The 12,970-nt window shown below is 48.7% G+C and carries 25 protein-coding genes and 1 tRNA gene; 1 reads left to right on the top strand and 25 read right to left on the bottom strand.

The features are described 5' to 3' along the window. Positions 1 to 447 precede the first annotated feature (447 nt). Positions 448 to 588 carry a hypothetical protein gene (locus tag HY879_10025; GenBank protein ID MBI5603682.1) on the top strand — a complete coding sequence of 47 codons (141 nt, stop codon included), beginning with the start codon at positions 448 to 450 and terminating at the stop codon, positions 586 to 588. Positions 589 to 640: 52 nt separating this feature from the next. Here the strand turns inward: HY879_10025 and HY879_10020 are convergent. The 25 genes from HY879_10020 to rpsC form a co-directional block, all read right to left on the bottom strand. Continuing rightward, positions 641 to 717 (bottom strand) — tRNA-Met (locus tag HY879_10020). Between the two features lie 43 nt (positions 718 to 760). After that, positions 761 to 1,243, bottom strand: a complete 483-nt coding sequence (rplQ, locus tag HY879_10015; GenBank protein MBI5603681.1) for a 50S ribosomal protein L17 — start codon at positions 1,241 to 1,243, stop codon at positions 761 to 763. Next, on the bottom strand, positions 1,233 to 2,249 hold the full coding sequence (locus HY879_10010) for a DNA-directed RNA polymerase subunit alpha (GenBank protein MBI5603680.1): 1,017 nt from the start codon (positions 2,247 to 2,249) through the stop codon (positions 1,233 to 1,235). The genes rplQ and HY879_10010 overlap by 11 nt, the downstream gene beginning before the upstream one ends. A gap of 36 nt (positions 2,250 to 2,285) precedes the next feature. After that, entirely contained in the window at positions 2,286 to 2,912 is a 627-nt protein-coding gene (gene rpsD / locus HY879_10005) for a 30S ribosomal protein S4 (protein ID MBI5603679.1), read from the bottom strand. A 32-nt stretch (positions 2,913 to 2,944) separates the two neighbouring features. Beyond that, complete coding sequence (rpsK, locus tag HY879_10000) at positions 2,945 to 3,340, bottom strand: 30S ribosomal protein S11 (GenBank protein MBI5603678.1); 396 nt, start codon at positions 3,338 to 3,340, stop codon at positions 2,945 to 2,947. Between the two features lie 15 nt (positions 3,341 to 3,355). After that, the gene (gene rpsM / locus HY879_09995; protein ID MBI5603677.1) at positions 3,356 to 3,727 is read right to left on the bottom strand and encodes a 30S ribosomal protein S13; all 372 of its coding nucleotides are present in this window, start codon (positions 3,725 to 3,727) and stop codon (positions 3,356 to 3,358) included. Between the two features lie 16 nt (positions 3,728 to 3,743). Beyond that, entirely contained in the window at positions 3,744 to 3,857 is a 114-nt protein-coding gene (gene rpmJ, locus HY879_09990) for a 50S ribosomal protein L36 (protein ID MBI5603676.1), read from the bottom strand. Between the two features lie 107 nt (positions 3,858 to 3,964). Then, complete coding sequence (gene infA, locus HY879_09985) at positions 3,965 to 4,183, bottom strand: translation initiation factor IF-1 (protein ID MBI5603675.1); 219 nt, start codon at positions 4,181 to 4,183, stop codon at positions 3,965 to 3,967. Positions 4,184 to 4,189: 6 nt separating this feature from the next. Beyond that, complete coding sequence (gene map / locus HY879_09980) at positions 4,190 to 4,957, bottom strand: type I methionyl aminopeptidase (GenBank protein MBI5603674.1); 768 nt, start codon at positions 4,955 to 4,957, stop codon at positions 4,190 to 4,192. Positions 4,958 to 4,965: 8 nt separating this feature from the next. Beyond that, entirely contained in the window at positions 4,966 to 5,607 is a 642-nt protein-coding gene (locus tag HY879_09975) for an adenylate kinase (GenBank protein ID MBI5603673.1), read from the bottom strand. Positions 5,608 to 5,632: 25 nt separating this feature from the next. Further along, positions 5,633 to 6,943, bottom strand: coding sequence for a preprotein translocase subunit SecY (gene secY, locus HY879_09970; GenBank protein MBI5603672.1), 1,311 nt, complete (start codon positions 6,941 to 6,943; stop codon positions 5,633 to 5,635). 89 nt (positions 6,944 to 7,032) lie between these two features. Next, positions 7,033 to 7,500 (bottom strand): 50S ribosomal protein L15, encoded by a 468-nt coding sequence (gene rplO / locus HY879_09965; GenBank protein MBI5603671.1) that lies wholly within the window; start codon positions 7,498 to 7,500, stop codon positions 7,033 to 7,035. Between the two features lie 16 nt (positions 7,501 to 7,516). Then, positions 7,517 to 7,699 carry a 50S ribosomal protein L30 gene (gene rpmD, locus HY879_09960; protein ID MBI5603670.1) on the bottom strand — a complete coding sequence of 61 codons (183 nt, stop codon included), beginning with the start codon at positions 7,697 to 7,699 and terminating at the stop codon, positions 7,517 to 7,519. A gap of 5 nt (positions 7,700 to 7,704) precedes the next feature. Then, positions 7,705 to 8,202, bottom strand: a complete 498-nt coding sequence (gene rpsE / locus HY879_09955) for a 30S ribosomal protein S5 (GenBank protein MBI5603669.1) — start codon at positions 8,200 to 8,202, stop codon at positions 7,705 to 7,707. 12 nt (positions 8,203 to 8,214) lie between these two features. Further along, positions 8,215 to 8,580, bottom strand: a complete 366-nt coding sequence (locus HY879_09950) for a 50S ribosomal protein L18 (GenBank protein ID MBI5603668.1) — start codon at positions 8,578 to 8,580, stop codon at positions 8,215 to 8,217. Between the two features lie 14 nt (positions 8,581 to 8,594). Beyond that, positions 8,595 to 9,134, bottom strand: coding sequence for a 50S ribosomal protein L6 (gene rplF / locus HY879_09945; GenBank protein MBI5603667.1), 540 nt, complete (start codon positions 9,132 to 9,134; stop codon positions 8,595 to 8,597). 29 nt (positions 9,135 to 9,163) lie between these two features. Beyond that, complete coding sequence (rpsH, locus tag HY879_09940) at positions 9,164 to 9,562, bottom strand: 30S ribosomal protein S8 (GenBank protein MBI5603666.1); 399 nt, start codon at positions 9,560 to 9,562, stop codon at positions 9,164 to 9,166. Positions 9,563 to 9,604: 42 nt separating this feature from the next. Continuing rightward, positions 9,605 to 9,790: a type Z 30S ribosomal protein S14 gene (locus HY879_09935; GenBank protein ID MBI5603665.1), complete on the bottom strand. Its 186-nt coding sequence runs from the start codon at positions 9,788 to 9,790 to the stop codon at positions 9,605 to 9,607. A 115-nt stretch (positions 9,791 to 9,905) separates the two neighbouring features. Beyond that, the gene (gene rplE, locus HY879_09930; protein ID MBI5603664.1) at positions 9,906 to 10,445 is read right to left on the bottom strand and encodes a 50S ribosomal protein L5; all 540 of its coding nucleotides are present in this window, start codon (positions 10,443 to 10,445) and stop codon (positions 9,906 to 9,908) included. A 22-nt stretch (positions 10,446 to 10,467) separates the two neighbouring features. Further along, complete coding sequence (locus HY879_09925; protein ID MBI5603663.1) at positions 10,468 to 10,785, bottom strand: 50S ribosomal protein L24; 318 nt, start codon at positions 10,783 to 10,785, stop codon at positions 10,468 to 10,470. Between the two features lie 144 nt (positions 10,786 to 10,929). Then, on the bottom strand, positions 10,930 to 11,298 hold the full coding sequence (gene rplN / locus HY879_09920) for a 50S ribosomal protein L14 (GenBank protein ID MBI5603662.1): 369 nt from the start codon (positions 11,296 to 11,298) through the stop codon (positions 10,930 to 10,932). A gap of 18 nt (positions 11,299 to 11,316) precedes the next feature. Then, complete coding sequence (gene rpsQ, locus HY879_09915; GenBank protein MBI5603661.1) at positions 11,317 to 11,574, bottom strand: 30S ribosomal protein S17; 258 nt, start codon at positions 11,572 to 11,574, stop codon at positions 11,317 to 11,319. Between the two features lie 3 nt (positions 11,575 to 11,577). After that, a complete protein-coding gene (gene rpmC / locus HY879_09910) occupies positions 11,578 to 11,790 on the bottom strand; it encodes a 50S ribosomal protein L29 (protein MBI5603660.1) in 213 nt (70 codons plus the stop codon). Further along, on the bottom strand, positions 11,787 to 12,200 hold the full coding sequence (rplP, locus tag HY879_09905; GenBank protein ID MBI5603659.1) for a 50S ribosomal protein L16: 414 nt from the start codon (positions 12,198 to 12,200) through the stop codon (positions 11,787 to 11,789). Before rplP ends, rpmC begins: the two co-directional genes overlap by 4 nt. A gap of 117 nt (positions 12,201 to 12,317) precedes the next feature. Next, positions 12,318 to 12,956 (bottom strand): 30S ribosomal protein S3, encoded by a 639-nt coding sequence (gene rpsC, locus HY879_09900; protein MBI5603658.1) that lies wholly within the window; start codon positions 12,954 to 12,956, stop codon positions 12,318 to 12,320. Positions 12,957 to 12,970 lie beyond the last annotated feature (14 nt).

The following is a 12,970-nucleotide window of genomic DNA, read 5'->3' as shown; positions in this document are numbered from 1 at the left end:
TTACCACGAAGACTCGAAGGCACAAAGAAATGCATAAAGCTTTCATGTTTGTTTAACCCTCATGAAATTAAGACCTTCTTTGTGTCTTAGTGTCTTAGTGGTAAAAAATTTTCTTGCCATTTTGAGAAGAATTTTATTCCTCAGTTACTAATACCTCGTTGAGGCACCACGAAACATGAAAATGGAACAGTCAAAGGCTTATTTAGGCACGGGTCAGGCACAAAGCCTGACACAGGGATTACACGGATTAACCATTTAATTTCTCAAGAAAAGGGGCTTCCCTTTTTTTGAGACCAGCTTCCGCCGAAGGCGGATATTGGTCATCCCTCAATCCAGGTTTATCGGGATCGAGGGATACCCCATGGCTTTAACCGTGAAATCCGTGCCAAAAATTTATTTTCGAAGAGAAATCGCAGCCAAGGAGCTTAAGGCACGAATAGGAACACTATGATCAGGCCCGGAGACCGGAAAATTCAGATGGTCATTCATGTAGCCCGGCGTCTCGGTGATTTGAGAGAAAAGGTTGTTTTCCTGGAGCAATCTTCCGGATACGGGGAGGAGGTAACCCCGACCGCCGGTCACCAATAGGAACACCTAAAAAAAAATGGCCTACAAAAAATCTTGTAAGCCATTGAAATCTTGGTAGCGGGGGCAGGATTTGAACCTGCGACCTTCGGGTTATGAGCCCGACGAGCTACCGGACTGCTCCACCCCGCGATCTTCTGATTTTATATCATTCAAAGATTAAATTTGTCAATCCTTATTGTGTCTCATCGGCTTTTTTTTCAGCCCCTTCTTCTTTCTTGCCTTGTCCGGGCATCAGCCCTTTCACCTTATCCATGGCCTTCTGGGTCTTCGTCTTTTTCTTTTTGACTTTTTTATCTTCAGAGCGTCCGACCAGTTCGATGACGGAAACAGGGGCGCCGTCCCCTTTACGATAACGCAATTTGGTGATCTGGGTATACCCGCCGTTACGTTCTAAAAAACGGTCTTTGATTTCTCCGAACAATTTGTAAACGACCTTCTTATCTTGAATAACCGCCAGGGCCTGCCGACGGGCATGAAGATCTCCCTGTTTGGCCAAAGTAATCATGTGATCGGCCTCGATCCGAAGTTCTTTGGCCTTGGCCAGAGTGGTTTCGATTCGTTCATGTTCCAGGAGGGAAGTGACCATGTTCCGCATCAGGGCCTTCCGATGACTGGTGGTGCGACTTAATTTTCTTCCAGTACAATTATGCCTCATAATTGCTTTCCTTCTTTTCTTCCGGCTGGGGAGGGACAAACCCATCCATTTTTAACCCCAGGTGTAAACCCATCTCATCTAAAATGGCTTTAATTTCATTCAACGATTTTCGCCCGAAATTTTTAGTCTTCAACATCTCCGGCTCTGTTTTTTGAACCAGTTCCCAAATATATCGGATATTGGCATTCTTCAAACAATTGGCCGACCGGACGGAAAGTTCCAATTCTTCAACGCTTTTATATAAATTCTGGTTAACCTGTTCTTCCTGGTGGATGACTTCCTTCCGTTCCGGCTCTTCGGTTTCTTCTTCAAAATTAACGAAAGGACTCAACTGCTCCTTTAATATCTTGGCGGCTATAGCCACCCCATCTTCGGGCGTAATGCTTCCATCGGTCCAGACCTCCAGGGTCAGTTTATCGTAATCGGTGATTTGACCGACCCGGGCCGTACCCACTACATAGGTAACCTTTTTAATCGGGGAATAAGCGGTATCCAAAAAGATGGTCCCGACCGGGGCATTTTCCTCCTTATTCCTTTCCGAAGGAACATACCCCTTCCCCATTTTAACCGTCATTTCGGCCTTTAATTGCCCATCCCCCGATAGCGTGGCGATGAGCAGGTCCGGATTCAACACCTCGACGTGAGGATCACAGATAAAATCCTTGGCCCGGACCACGCCTTCCCGGTTGGCATTGATTTTGATGGTCCGGGGTTCGTCGCCGTGGAGCTTTAATCGAACCGCCTTAAAATTTAAAATGATATCCGTCACATCTTCCACAACACCCGGGAAGGTTGAAAATTCATGCAACACCCCGTCGAACTTTACGGAAACAATGGCCGCCCCCTGAAGTGAAGATATGAGAACCCTTCGCAGAGCATTCCCCAAAGTAATCCCAAAGCCTCGTTCCAAGGGTTCACAAACGAATTTTCCATAGAATCGACTGTGCCCGTCCGGATCCACTTCCAGTCTTTTGGGCTTTATCAGTTCGCGCCAGTTCCGATACATAATCTCTCCTTAGCCTCTTCCAAGTTTGAATACGGATTACTTGGAATAAAGTTCGACAATAAGCTGTTCCTGCATGGGCATGGTTAAATCTTCCCGGACCGGTAAGGCCTTTACGATTCCGGAATAGTGCGTTTTCTCAAGTTCTAACCATTGTGGAACCCCTCGTCGGGCCACCGCTTCCATAGATTCGATAATAGAAGCTATTTTCTGGCTCTTCTCTTTAACGGACACCGTGTCCCCCTTTTTAACCTGGAAGGAGGGAATATTGACTTTCCGGTCATTCACCAAAAAATGATTATGTCGAACCAACTGTCGGGCCTGATTTCTGGAATTGGCAAACCCTAACCGGTAGACCACATTATCTAATCGTTTCTCCAAAAGGATTAATAGGTTGGTGCCGGTAATCCCTTTTAAACGATCGGCCTTGGCAAAGGTTCCTCTGAATTGAGATTCGAGCAGCCCGTACATCCATTTCACCTTCTGCTTTTCTCTCAGTTGAATCCCGTATTCAGACCGTTTGGTACGACCCTGCCCATGCTGTCCCGGGGCATAACTCCGGCGTTCGAAAGCACATTTATCCGAATAACACCGATCCCCTTTAAGGAACATTTTTAAGTTTTCCCGCCGGCATAATCGGCAGACCGAATCTCTATATCTAGCCAATCTCTTCCTCCTCTGGATTGATGATTAACGAATCAGACCCTTCGCTTTTTGGGGGGACGACACCCATTATGCGGTATGGGGGTCACGTCACGGATCAATTTAACCTGGAACCCGGTGGCCTGCAAGGCCCTCAAAGCCGCCTCGCGGCCGGCGCCCGGTCCTTTCACAAAAACATCCACAGAGCGCATACCGTTTTCCATCGCCCGTTTAGCCGCTTCTTCAGCAGCCAACTGGGCGGCAAAGGGGGTACTCTTTCTGGACCCTTTAAACCCCTGCGTTCCGGCACTGGCCCAGGAGATTACATTCCCCATCAGGTCGGTAATCGTGATGATCGTATTATTGAACGTGGATTGAATGTGGGCAATCCCGGTGGGGATGTTTTTCTTTTCTTTTTTCTTTTTAACCGTCTTTTTTACTTCTTTGGCCATGATTCACCCCGAAAGTTATTTTTTCTTTTTTCCGGCCAGCGTCCGACGCGGGCCTTTGCGGGTCCGGGCATTGGTATGAGTCCGCTGCCCCCGCACCGGCAGGGATTTGCGGTGCCTGAGCCCGCGATAGGTCCCCAAATCCATCAACCGTTTAATACTCATGGAAACTTCACGGCGCAGATCCCCTTCCACCCGAACCGCACCGTCTACCACCTTCCGGATTTGGGCGATCTGGATTTCGTTCAACTGATCGGTCTTGGTGTCTAAAGGAATTTGGGCTTCCCCTAAAATCTTTTTGGAAGTAGCCCGCCCTATCCCATAAATATAAGTCAAAGCCACTTCAATCCGTTTATTCTTCGGTAAATCAATTCCCGCTATTCTGGCCAAACCGGTCCTCCCCTTCTTATCCTTGTCGCTGTTTGTGTTTGGGGTTTTCGCAAAGTACCCGCACCACCCCTTTGCGCTGAATAATTTTACATTTGCTGCATATCTTCTTTACTGATGCCTTGACTTTCATAATGAGCCTCAACCCCAGGATTCGAGGATTCAAGAGTTCAAGGGTTCGAGTGAATTTCTTTGTCTCTTCACTTGAATCCTGGCCCCCTTTAATCCTGGACCCCTCGTTTATTTTGTTCGATATGTTATCCGGCCTCGTTTAAAATCATAGGGGGATAACTCCACCGTCACCCGGTCCCCCGGCAAGATTTTTATAAAATGCATCCGCATCTTTCCGGATATATGGGCCAGGACTCGATGGCCGTTATCCAGTTGAACCCTGAACATGGCGTTCGGCAGGGTTTCAACGACCGTACCTTCCACTTCAATCGCTTCTTCTTTGGGCATAATTCTTTAAAAAAGGGTTGTCCAGTGATCAGCCTGGGTCAAAATCCGGCAACCATTTTCCGTAACGGCTATCGTATGCTCAAAGTGGGCCGACAAACTCCTGTCTTTAGTAACCGCCGTCCAACCATCGGACAGCAGTTCAACTTCACTGGACCCGACATTAACCATAGGTTCTATGGCTATAACCATTCCTGGTTTTAAAAGGATGCCCCTGCCCGCTTCTCCGAAATTGGGAACCTGGGGATCTTCATGAAGGGCCTTTCCTATGCCGTGTCCAACAAATTGACGGACCACTGAAAACCCGTTGTCCTCCACAAATTTTTGAACGGCAAAGGAGACATCTCCCAAACGCCTTCCGGCCTTCACCTGCTCCATGCCCTTAAACAAAGCTTCCCGGGTGACCCGGATCAGCTTTTCTGCCAGAGGCGAAATATCCCCGACCGCCTGGGTCAGGGCCGCGTCTCCGTAATACCCGTCCAGGTAAACCCCGAAATCCAGACTGACGATATCCCCGTCAACCAGCCTTCTTTTGGAAGGGAATCCATGGACGACTTCTTCATTGACCGAAACACACAGATTAAAAGGATACCCGTGGTATCCTTTAAAAGCCGGCCGGGCCTTTTTTTTTAAAGAAAGCCGGGCCGCCAATTGATCCAATTCCCGGGTGGTGACCCCCGGTTTGATCCGGCTTCTAATCTCCGATAAAATTTCAGCAACCAGCTTCCCCGAGGTGCTCATTTTTTCGATCTCCTCCGGGGATTTCAAGAAGATCATCGGCAACCTTAAGAGAGGACCTTGGCGATCCTGTCGAATATCTGCTGAATCCCCCCTTGCCCATCAATCGACCGGATCAGATTTTTCTCTTTATAGTACTGAATTAAGGGGAAAGTCTGCGAATCATAAACATCCAGGCGGTTTCGGACCGTATCTTCATTATCATCATCCCGCTGATAAAGCTCCCCCTGGCATTTGTCGCACAAATCTTTGTTCACCGGCGGATCAAAAATAACATGATAGCCTCGACCACATTGGCGACAGGTCCTCCGACCGGTCAGCCGTTTAATCAAATCCCCTTTGTCCACCTCGATGGAGATAACATGGTCGATGGCCGATTGCATATCAGCCAATACCTTGTCCAGGGCCTGGGCCTGTGCGACGGTCCGGGGAAAGCCGTCCAGGATATAACCCTTCTGGCAATCTGGTTCCTTCAACCGGTCCCGGATAATATCAATGACCACTGCATCAGGGACCAAAAGCCCTTTATCCATATATTCTTTGGCCTTAAGGCCCAACGGGGTTCGCTCTTTCAAGGCCGCCCTTAAGATATCACCGGTTGAAATCTGAGGAATATGATAGGTATCGATCATCATCTTGGCCTGCGTTCCTTTGCCGGCACCCGGTGGTCCTAACAATATTAAATTCATTTCCTTCCTCCTTGATCCTTAAAGACTATCTTTTAATGCGAGCCATTCCTTTTTTCATAAATCCTTCGTAATGGCGGGTCAACATATGGGATTCGATTTGGGCCATGGTATCAATAGCCACCCCGATAACAATCAGCAGGGCGGTTCCACCGAAATAAAAAGGAACATTAAAGCGATGGATCAGGACGGTCGGCAAGACGCAAACCGCCGAGATATACAAGGCCCCGCCGAAGGTGATGCGGGTCAATATCTTGTCGATATAATCGGCTGTCCTTTTCCCGGGCCGGATCCCCGGAATATAGCCGCCGTATTTCTTCATATTCTCGGCCACATCGACCGGGTTGAAGGTTACCGCCGTATAAAAATAGCAAAAAAAGAAAATAAAACCCACATACACCAGAGAATAAAGCAGGCCGCCAACGGACAGATAATTCTTGACGAAAGCGCTCAGCCACTGGATCTGAATAAACTGGGTGATGGTGGCCGGGAACATCAGGATGGAAGACGCAAAAATGGGCGGTATGACCCCGGACGTATTGATCTTTAAGGGCAAATGGGTACTTTGCCCCCCATAAACCTTACGGCCCACTACCCGTTTGGCATATTGCACCGGGATGCGTCTTTGCCCCCGCTCCACAAAAACGATAAATCCGACCACGCCGGCCATCAGGGCCATCAGCAACAAGACAAAGATGAAATTCATCTCACCGGTCCGCACCAGTTGCCAGGTATTGGCCAAAGCCGTGGGCATACGGGCCACGATACCGGCGAAGATGATCAAAGAGATGCCGTTTCCAATACCCCGTTCGGTAATCTGCTCTCCCAGCCACATGATAAAGGCCGTTCCGGAAGTGAGAGTAATCATGGTCATCAAACGGAAAGACCAACCGGCGTGAATAACCACGGAGGCCCCACCGGGTCCGGACATGTTTTCCATTCCAACGGCGATCCCCAAACCCTGAAAAAGGGAAAGGACTACCGTTCCATAGCGGGCATACTGAGTGATCTTTTTCCGGCCGGCCTCCCCTTCTTTTTTTAATTTATCTAAGTAGGGGATGACCACCGTCAAGAGGTCCAGAATAATGGAAGCACTGATATAAGGCATGATCCCCAGGGCGAAGACGGACATGTGCTCCAGTGCCCCGCCGGAAAACATATCAAACAAACCGAACAAGGTTCCCTGGGCCCTTTTAAAAAAGGCCGCTAAAGCCACCGTATCGATTCCCGGGGAAGGGATATGGACCCCGACGCGGTATACGGCCAGCATGGCCAGAGTGAACCAGATCTTCTTCTTCAGTTCGGGAATCTTGGTAATATTTTGAATGCCGCCGATCATTGGTTATCTTCTCTTTTGATCTTCTTGCTATTGTTTAAATGTGCTTTCGGGAATTCCCATTCCGCATTCCGAAATCCGCAATCCGCAATTCAAATGACTTCAACCGTTCCACCGGCAGCCTCAATCTTTTGTCTAGCCCCCTGGCTGCATTTATTAACCTTGACAAACAAGGGGTTTTCAATCTCACCGTGTCCCAACAGCTTGACCCCGTCCTTCAAACGGTGGATGATTCCCATCTGGAAAAGCCCGGGCACGTCCACGGTAGCGCCTTTTTCAAAAGATTTAAGATCCCGGATATTGATCAAAGCATATTCGTTTTTTCGAATAGGGGTAAATCCGCGCTTAGGCAGTCGTCTTTGGATGGGCATTTGGCCCCCCTCAAAACCAGGCCGAACCCCGCCTCCCGATCGGGCATTCTGCCCTTTACTCCCCCGGGTAGCCGTCTTCCCGTGTCCGGAACCTAAGCCTCTGCCTACTCGTTTAGGCTTTTTTTTGGAACCGGGTGCCGGCGACAAATTTCCTAAATGATATCTTATGCCTTTGGGTTCTGCATCCATGTAAACGACTCCATTCTCATTCTTTTACTTCCACCAGATGGGATATTTGTCGAATCATCCCTCTAAGTTCCGGCGTATCTTTACGGGTTATAGTCCTGTTCATTTTGGTCAATCCCAAGCTTTGAAGGGTTCGCCGATGTTTAGGGGGGCGGCCGATGCCGCTTTTGGATAAAGTTATTTGAATCATTTTCTTAGTCATAGGAGTTACCTGATTTCTACCAAGGTTTTGCCCCTTTTTTGGGCGATCATCTCAGGGCTGTTTAAATTGCGCAAGGCCTCCAGGGTGGCCCGGATGACATTATGGGGATTATGAGAGCCCAAACATTTGGTTAAAATGTTTTGCACCCCCACGGCTTCCATAACCGCGCGAACGACCCCGCCGGCGATGATCCCGGTCCCTTTTGAGGCCGGCTTCAGTAAGACCCGACCGGCCCCAAAGGAGCCGATTACCTCATGAGGAATGGTTTGTTCGGTTAAAGGAAATCCCTTCATCTCCCTTTTAGCCTTTTCCATAGCCTTGCGGATGGCTTCAGGGACTTCGTTGGCCTTCCCCAATCCGGCCCCGACATTCCCGTTTCCATCACCGACTACGGCCAGGGCACTAAAGCTGAATCGCCGGCCGCCTTTGACCACCTTGGCCACACGACTGATATGAACCACTTTATTGATTAATTGCTTGTCTGTTGAATTGAAGTCTACCAATCTCGCCCCCCTTTAGAAGTCCAGCCCGGCTTCCCGCGCGGCTAAAGACACGGCTTTTACCCGACCGTGATACAAAAAACCGTTTCGATCAAAAACCACCTGTTTGATCCCTTTTTCCATTGCCTTTTGGGCCAACAGGGCCCCCACCTTTTGGGCCACCGCCACCTTGCCGGGGACCCGGATCTCCCGTATTTCCGGGCTCAAACTGGATACCTGGACCAGCGTCTGGCCGGTGTCATCCACAATGATCTGGGCATAAATATTCCGGGCACTGCGAAAAACCGAAAGCCGAGGGCGTGTTGCATCACCCCAGATTTTTTTCCTCACCCGCTTTTTTCTTTTCAAATGAGTTAATTTTTTTTTCTTTAAAGCTTCCATAACACCCTCATAGATTATTTAGAACCGGTTTTCCCGACCTTCCGACGGATCTTTTCTTCCTGATACTTGATCCCTTTGCCCTTATACGGTTCGGGGGGCCTGAACCTTCGGATCCGGGCGGCCGTCAGCCCTAAAAGATCCCGGTCGATACCTCTTAGAATCAGCTTGGTCTGCTTTTCTACCTGAGCGGAAATCCCCTCCGGTAACGGAAAGGGAACGGGGTGCGAATAACCGAGGTTAAAGATCAGTTGATCCCCCTGGAGTTCCGCCCGGTACCCGACCCCCTGAATCTCTAAAACCCTTTCAAACCCATCGGCCACCCCTTTGATCATATTGGCTAATAAGGTCCGGAATAAGCCGAATAAGGCGTTGACCTTCTGGCCTTCTTCCAGGGGATGAACGGTGACCAGGTTCTCTTCCACCTGAATGGACAATTGGGGCGGAACGACCCGGCGCAATTCCCCTTTAGGACCCTGAACAACGACCCCCTCAGCAGTAAAAACAACCTTTACTTTATCGGGTATCGGAATGGGTTTTTTTCCAACCCTTGACATAACTTCCTCCTTTATAGCCTTTCAGCCCCTTACCAGACCGTGCAGATAATCTCTCCGCCCACCCCATGCTTTCGGGCTTCCCGCTCGGTCATTACCCCCTTAGAGGTAGTCAAAATCGATAAACCCATTCCATTCAGGACCTTGGGAATATTATCCTTTTTGGCATAGTAGCGCCTACTGGGTCGACTAGCCCTTTCGATACTGCCGAGGACCTGTTGATTCTTCTCGTCAAACTTTAGATAAAGGCGCAGTAATCCCTGGCGGTTATCCTTAATGACCTTAAAATTTTTGATATATCCCTCATCTTTTAATATCCTGGCGATCTGTATCTTGATCTTGGAAGCCGGGATATCTACTTTGCTGAATTTAGCGGAACTGCCGTTTCGAATCCTGGTCAGCATATCGGCGATGGGATCGGTCATACCCATAAGTTTTAACTCCTTTTTCGGTTCCTTGGAATGGTGGTCTGTCTACCAACTGGATTTCACTACACCGGGGATATCCCCTTTGAGGGCCATCAGCCGGAAACAGATACGGCAAATTCCGAATTTTCTAATAAAGCCCCTGGGACGTCCACATAAGGGACATCGATTATAAGATCGGACCTTGAACTTTGGCGTCCGGCTGGCTTTGATCATTAAAGACGTCTTGGCCAAATTATCTTCCTCCTTTGTTTAGCAAACAGGTGTCAGCATTCAGCGTTCGGCAAAAACCCTTCTTTTATTATTTGTTTTAAAGCTGAAGGCTAATTGCTGATCGCTTATTAGCTGGTTAATTGCGAAAAGGCATCCCCAATAATTTCAACAAGAGCCGACCTTCTTCATCGGTCTTGGAAGTGGTTACAATGGTGATATTCAACCCCTTGACCTTGTCGATCTTGTCGTAATTGATCTCTGGAAAAATGATATGTTCCCGGATCCCCAAAGTATAATTACCGCGCCCGTCAAAGGATTTTGGTGATACCCCCCGAAAATCCCGAACCCGCGGCAAGGCAATGTGGATCAATTTTTCCAGGAAGTCGAACATGCGATCTCTTCGCAGGGTCACCATACAGCCGATGGGCATATTTTCCCGCAATTTAAAGGATGCGATGGATTTTTTGGCCCGGGTAACCACCGGTCTTTGCCCGGCGATGAGAGCCAGTTCTTCAACGGCATTATCCATGATCTTGATATTTTGAATAGCTTCCCCAAGGCCCATATTGAGCACAATACTCTGGAGCTTGGGGACTTCCATGACATTGCGAAAATTAAACTCTTTGATCAGTTGGGGTTTGACTTCGTTTTCATAAAGATCTTTTATTCTGGACATGCCCTCTTACATCCTTTCCCGGCTATTTATTCTCCAAAATCTCCCCGCATTTTTTGCAAATGCGGAGCGTTTTCCCATCCGGTTGCCTCTGATAACCAACCCGAACCGGGTCGGTGCATTTTCCACAGATGAGCTTCACATTGGAAACATGGAGGGGGGCCTCTTTTTCAATGATACCCCCTTTACTGACCTTTCCTCCGGGACGTGTATGCCGTTTGATATAGTTGACTTTTTCTACGATTACCCGGTTTTTTTCCGGAAAGACTTTAAGGATTTTTCCAACCTTACCCTTTTCTTTCCCGGAAATAACCATGACTTTGTCATTCTTTTTGATTCTTATTTTTTGCCCGATCATGGCCGATCCTTTTTAATTCGTATTACGCCGTCTACCGCCCCGGACCTCTTGCTCTTAAGGTTCAAGGGTAGTCTCATTAGCATGGGTTCGTTGCCTTGTTTATCCCTCGCCTCGTGCCTATCCTGTTTTTTAAAGCACTTCAGGGGCCAGGGAAATGATCTTCATGAAATTCTTAGCCCTGAGTTCCCGCGCCACCGGTCCAAAAATACGCGTTCCCACCGGTTCCCGCTGTTGATTGATCAAAACCGCCGAATTGTCATCAAACTTGATATAGGAGCCATCGGGACGGGAGATCTCTTTTTTGGTCCGAACCACCACCGCCTTCATGACATCCCCTTTTTTAACCTTGGCATTCGGGATGGCTTCCTTAACGGAAACCACGATTATATCCCCGACCCGGGCATATCGACGGCGGGTTCCACCCAACACCCGAATACAAAATACTTTTTTAGCTCCAGAATTATCGGCTACATCTAATTGAGTTTGTGTCTGTATCATAAGGGATCACCCTGCCTTCTACTCCATTTTCTTTTCGATCTTGCTGACCTTAAATCGCTTCTGCTTACTTAGAGGACGCGTCTCCGTCAGTAAAACCCGATCCCCGATACGGCATTCATTTCCTTCATCGTGGGCCATGAATTTGTCCTTTTTACGGATAAACTTTTGGTAAACCGGATGTTTTACCAACCGTTCAACCGAAACCACTACGGTTTTTTCCATTTTATTGCTCACCACGGTCCCGGTTAAGGTCTTATGACTGCCCCTTTGTTTCATATCCTAAACCCCTTTGTTTTTTTCATGATTGAACATTTTGGCGGAAAGAACCGTTTTAATGCGGGCCAGATCTTTTCTGGTCATCGGGATGCGCATGGTATTTTCCAACAGTCCCGTGGCATGCTGAAACCGTAAATTGAACAAGGTCTCCTGGACCTCTCTCTCTTTGGACCGCAACTCCTCGATGGTCAAATCCTTTAACTCCTTGGCTTTCACTGCTGGCTCCTTACCACGATTTTGGTCTTAATGGGAAGTTTATGGGCGGCTAAACGCAGGGCCTCATCGGCCACTTCTTTAGAAACCCCTTCCATTTCATAAATCATCCGTCCGGGACGGATGACGGCCACCCAGGCCTCCGGAGCACCCTTCCCCTTGCCCATCCGGGTTTCAGCCGGTTTTTTGGTAATCGGCTTGTCCGGGAAAATGCGTATCCAGATCTTTCCACCCCGCTTGATGGAACGGGTCATGGCGATACGGGCGGCTTCGATCTGCTGGGCGGTCAAGCGCCCGCATTCCATGGCCTGAAGACCGAAGTCGCCGAATTCCAAATTGGAACCCCGATAGGCGGCGCCCCGCATCCGGCCCTTTTGTTGTTTGCGAAATTTTACTTTTTTTGGACTGAGCATGACAGATATTCCTTATAGTTCAGGCTATGGGCTATAGGCAATGGGCTATAGGTTAACGCATTTCCCTATCCGGCTTTCGCCTATCGCCTCGTGCCCCTTGCCTCTTGCCTGTTTTTTTTAAACCGGCATTTCCGCTAATTTTTCCCCTTTAAAGATGATGACCTTGATTCCGATAAGGCCATAGGTTGTAGCCGCCTCGGCAAACCCGTAATCGATATCGGCCCGCAGGGTGTGCAGCGGCACCCGGCCTTCCCGATACCACTCCGTCCGGGCCATTTCCGCCCCACCCAGACGTCCGGCACAAGCGATCTTAATCCCTTTGGCCCCGAATTTCCTGGCGGAACTCACCGCCTTTTTCATGGCCCGCCGGAAGGCCACCCGACGCTCCAACTGGGAAGCCACATTTTCGGCCACCAATTGGGCCTCGACCTCCGGTTTACGGACCTCCTGGATATCCAGGATGACCTCACGGCTGATCTTTTTTTCCAAATCCTTTTTCAGGATTTCAATCTGGGACCCTTTTTTGCCGATAACGATCCCGGGCCGAGCCGTAAAAATAATAATTTTGGCTTTATTGGCCGCCCTTTCTATCTCAATCCGCGCAATACCAGCTTCAAACAACCTTTTTTTCAGAAAATCACGGATTTTCTTGTCTTCCTGAATCAACTGTGCGAATTCTTTATCAGCAAACCACCTGGAATTCCAGTCCTTGTTTAAAACCAACCGGAATCCTTTTGGATGTGTCTTTTGTCCCAAACCGACCTCCTTGT

It is taken from the genome of Deltaproteobacteria bacterium (genome assembly GCA_016219225.1).
Taxonomy (GTDB): domain Bacteria; phylum Desulfobacterota; class RBG-13-43-22; order RBG-13-43-22; family RBG-13-43-22; genus RBG-13-43-22.
The sequence above is the reverse complement of the archived record's forward strand: the minus strand, read 5'-3'. Positions and strand labels throughout refer to the sequence as shown.

Coding starts and splice junctions, on each gene's coding strand:
- HY879_10025 (MBI5603682.1), top strand. CDS start 448: ATGATCAGGCCCGGAGACCGGAAAATTCAGATGGTCATTCATGTAGCC.
- rplQ (MBI5603681.1), bottom strand. CDS start 1,243: ATGAGGCATAATTGTACTGGAAGAAAATTAAGTCGCACCACCAGTCAT.
- HY879_10010 (MBI5603680.1), bottom strand. CDS start 2,249: ATGTATCGGAACTGGCGCGAACTGATAAAGCCCAAAAGACTGGAAGTG.
- rpsK (MBI5603678.1), bottom strand. CDS start 3,340: ATGGCCAAAGAAGTAAAAAAGACGGTTAAAAAGAAAAAAGAAAAGAAA.
- rpmJ (MBI5603676.1), bottom strand. CDS start 3,857: ATGAAAGTCAAGGCATCAGTAAAGAAGATATGCAGCAAATGTAAAATT.
- infA (MBI5603675.1), bottom strand. CDS start 4,183: ATGCCCAAAGAAGAAGCGATTGAAGTGGAAGGTACGGTCGTTGAAACC.
- map (MBI5603674.1), bottom strand. CDS start 4,957: ATGATCTTCTTGAAATCCCCGGAGGAGATCGAAAAAATGAGCACCTCG.
- HY879_09975 (MBI5603673.1), bottom strand. CDS start 5,607: ATGAATTTAATATTGTTAGGACCACCGGGTGCCGGCAAAGGAACGCAG.
- secY (MBI5603672.1), bottom strand. CDS start 6,943: ATGATCGGCGGCATTCAAAATATTACCAAGATTCCCGAACTGAAGAAG.
- rplO (MBI5603671.1), bottom strand. CDS start 7,500: ATGGATGCAGAACCCAAAGGCATAAGATATCATTTAGGAAATTTGTCG.
- rpmD (MBI5603670.1), bottom strand. CDS start 7,699: ATGACTAAGAAAATGATTCAAATAACTTTATCCAAAAGCGGCATCGGC.
- HY879_09950 (MBI5603668.1), bottom strand. CDS start 8,580: ATGGAAGCTTTAAAGAAAAAAAAATTAACTCATTTGAAAAGAAAAAAG.
- rplF (MBI5603667.1), bottom strand. CDS start 9,134: ATGTCAAGGGTTGGAAAAAAACCCATTCCGATACCCGATAAAGTAAAG.
- rpsH (MBI5603666.1), bottom strand. CDS start 9,562: ATGGGTATGACCGATCCCATCGCCGATATGCTGACCAGGATTCGAAAC.
- rplE (MBI5603664.1), bottom strand. CDS start 10,445: ATGTCCAGAATAAAAGATCTTTATGAAAACGAAGTCAAACCCCAACTG.
- rplN (MBI5603662.1), bottom strand. CDS start 11,298: ATGATACAGACACAAACTCAATTAGATGTAGCCGATAATTCTGGAGCT.
- rpsQ (MBI5603661.1), bottom strand. CDS start 11,574: ATGAAACAAAGGGGCAGTCATAAGACCTTAACCGGGACCGTGGTGAGC.
- rplP (MBI5603659.1), bottom strand. CDS start 12,200: ATGCTCAGTCCAAAAAAAGTAAAATTTCGCAAACAACAAAAGGGCCGG.